Here is a 2,184-nt window from a genome sequence, read left to right as displayed (position 1 = left end):
TGGGGGGATGGTGCGAGTAGTCTAAAAATGCTCCCCAGATACAAGGCTTTTAGAATCTGATCAGACTGGTTGTCGGCGTTGCGTGGGAAAAGAGCCACAGCAGTTATAAGGCTCAAAACGGGGTGCATGCATAATTAACTGAAAAGACAAATCGTGATCTTGTGACAAGCCCTGACGTCAGCGACGCCGATTAAATTCACTCCCCAGGGTCTTTGTATTGAGAGGAACGCGTTGGGAGGGATGGGGAGCTCCATTCCAGACACCGTTGCAAAACACCCAATATTTTTTACTAATAGAAAGTGATAAAAGTCAAAATGGTCAGTGCTTCCGGCCAGATTCAGACCATCGCAGTAGTCTGCGTTCAAAGATCGTACCATTACGACGCGATAATCGATCAGACTGGTTGCGCGCCTCTCACACACGAGACACAGCAGTCACTTAAAGTGGTTTTCTCAATTGAGTTGGACACTTTTACTGACTTAATTACTAAGTGACAAATTAAGTCATTGAGTGATTCCCGATTTCGTGCTATGTGGCATCGGAAAAAAAAGTTATCCCACCCAACCCCTTGATGCGGCTATCCAGCAGTGAGCCAATGGCCAGCCGGATCTTCACACACAGGGCCATCTTTTCTCGCAGCGTAAAGACGGGGGCCGCATAGAAGCTGCGCCAATAAGAAAAAGGAGAAATGGCAAAGTCGGAAAAAAGACACACCTTTTCGCCAGCGGTGTGATGTTCCTTGCTGGTTCCCACGACCATTCCTCCGGCCCGAGATTTGCCCAGCTCACGAGATAATGCAACCGCTCTTTTTGGCCAGATCCACGCATGTACTTGTGCGCCACAAGGCCCCAGACAGCGTGAAAGGGGTCGCACACAGCCTCAGCCGCCATGATTTTTTCTCAGACAACCTGGTCAGGTGGTCAGGTGGACCTGTTAGGCCATTTCCCGCTATGAACGCAAGTCCCATCTCCGACAACCCCGTCAGCTTTGGTCAGTTGGACACGCGGCCCACAAGGCACCAAAGGAAGCCGCCCCGCCAACACCTCGCTGATGCTTAGGCCTGAACTGGAGCCCGAGTCGACAATGACCTCAATCCCGTGGACGACAGGGCTGCTGCTGCTCGGCGCGCCGACTGCGATAGAAGCGCTCGTGGACCAGACCTTGGCGTGGCTCCCGACCCTCGTGCCCACTGTATGCTTCTCCTGTGCGGCGAGTTGCTCGTGTACGCCATGCCTTCCCGTCTCCGCTGTAGAAGTCGCCTTGCCACTCCCCACTGCAATGCTCGGTTCCGCCACAGCCAAAGCAGCGTACGATCGCTTCCCATGTCGTGACCCACTCCCGCTGCTGCTCCTCTCATGCCCAGAACGTTGCCCGCTGCCACTGCTGCTCCCATGTCCCGGGCGATGGCTGCCATCAGACTTGGAGTTGTGAGATCCACCACCAGAAGAGTGCCCAACGCGCCGCGGTGCCCGGCATTGCCTAGCGAAGTGGCCTGGCAGATTGCAGTTGTAGCAGAGAGCAGCCCCACCTGGCCCTGTTGTTGAATCGGTCACGCTGACGGCGGCAACCACCCGGCTGGTCGCTGCCTCCCGACCCCCAACAGCCCAACCACGAGGACCCAGTGGCCCATAATGCGTGGCAATCGTCGACAAGAATACCGCCCCCGTGCAGCTCGTCAGGGCAGGGAACCTGCGGTGCAACCTCTCCCTCAATGCATCCATGACACTCTTAACGTCAGGAAACGCGACATCCCGCCGTTCCAGCAATTCCTTGACAAGAGAGGCTGGCAGCGCGTGCATGAAGAACTCGGCGAGCACTGCTGGTGTAATGGGGCCCAGAACCACGCTGCGGCGCCCAAACTCGGCGTAAAACGACTCCAAACTGGGATAGAGATCTTGACCCAACCAAAGGTCGCCGATAAAAGCGCCCACCTGAAAAGCCAGAGAGCCAGCCGTTGGCCCCACGCCGTTGAGCCAGATAGGTCGCATCCACGCGAAGTCGACAATCCGTCCCATCCCCTCGCTCGTTGCCTTGACCTTCTCCTTCTCGTACAACTGCTTCAATTGATCCAGCTCCTTGGTGTTTTCCAAAAAGATCTCCACAATACGCGCCTGGATCCGCTCCGAGCAGTAGCAGTCCCGCAGAATCCCATAAAACTTCTCCAGGATCTCCACGAGAGCCTTG

The 2,184-nt window shown here is 55.7% G+C and carries 1 protein-coding gene and 1 pseudogene; both read right to left on the bottom strand.

The window, feature by feature from the left end; genetic code table 11:
• Positions 1-528: 528 nt before the first annotated feature.
• The gene (locus ACH2EH_RS04025; protein WP_395139184.1) at positions 529-753 is read right to left on the bottom strand and encodes a hypothetical protein; all 225 of its coding nucleotides are present in this window, start codon (positions 751-753) and stop codon (positions 529-531) included.
• A 14-nt stretch (positions 754-767) separates the two neighbouring features.
• Positions 768-827: pseudogene (locus ACH2EH_RS04020) on the bottom strand (hypothetical protein); the annotation flags it as partial.
• Between the last annotated feature and the right edge of the window lie 1,357 nt (positions 828-2,184).

The sequence above is a fragment of the Armatimonas sp. genome (genome assembly GCF_043760365.1).
Lineage (GTDB): Bacteria > Armatimonadota > Armatimonadia > Armatimonadales > Armatimonadaceae > Armatimonas.
Note: the sequence above shows the minus strand (reverse complement) of the source record. Positions and strands in the feature narration are given on the sequence as shown.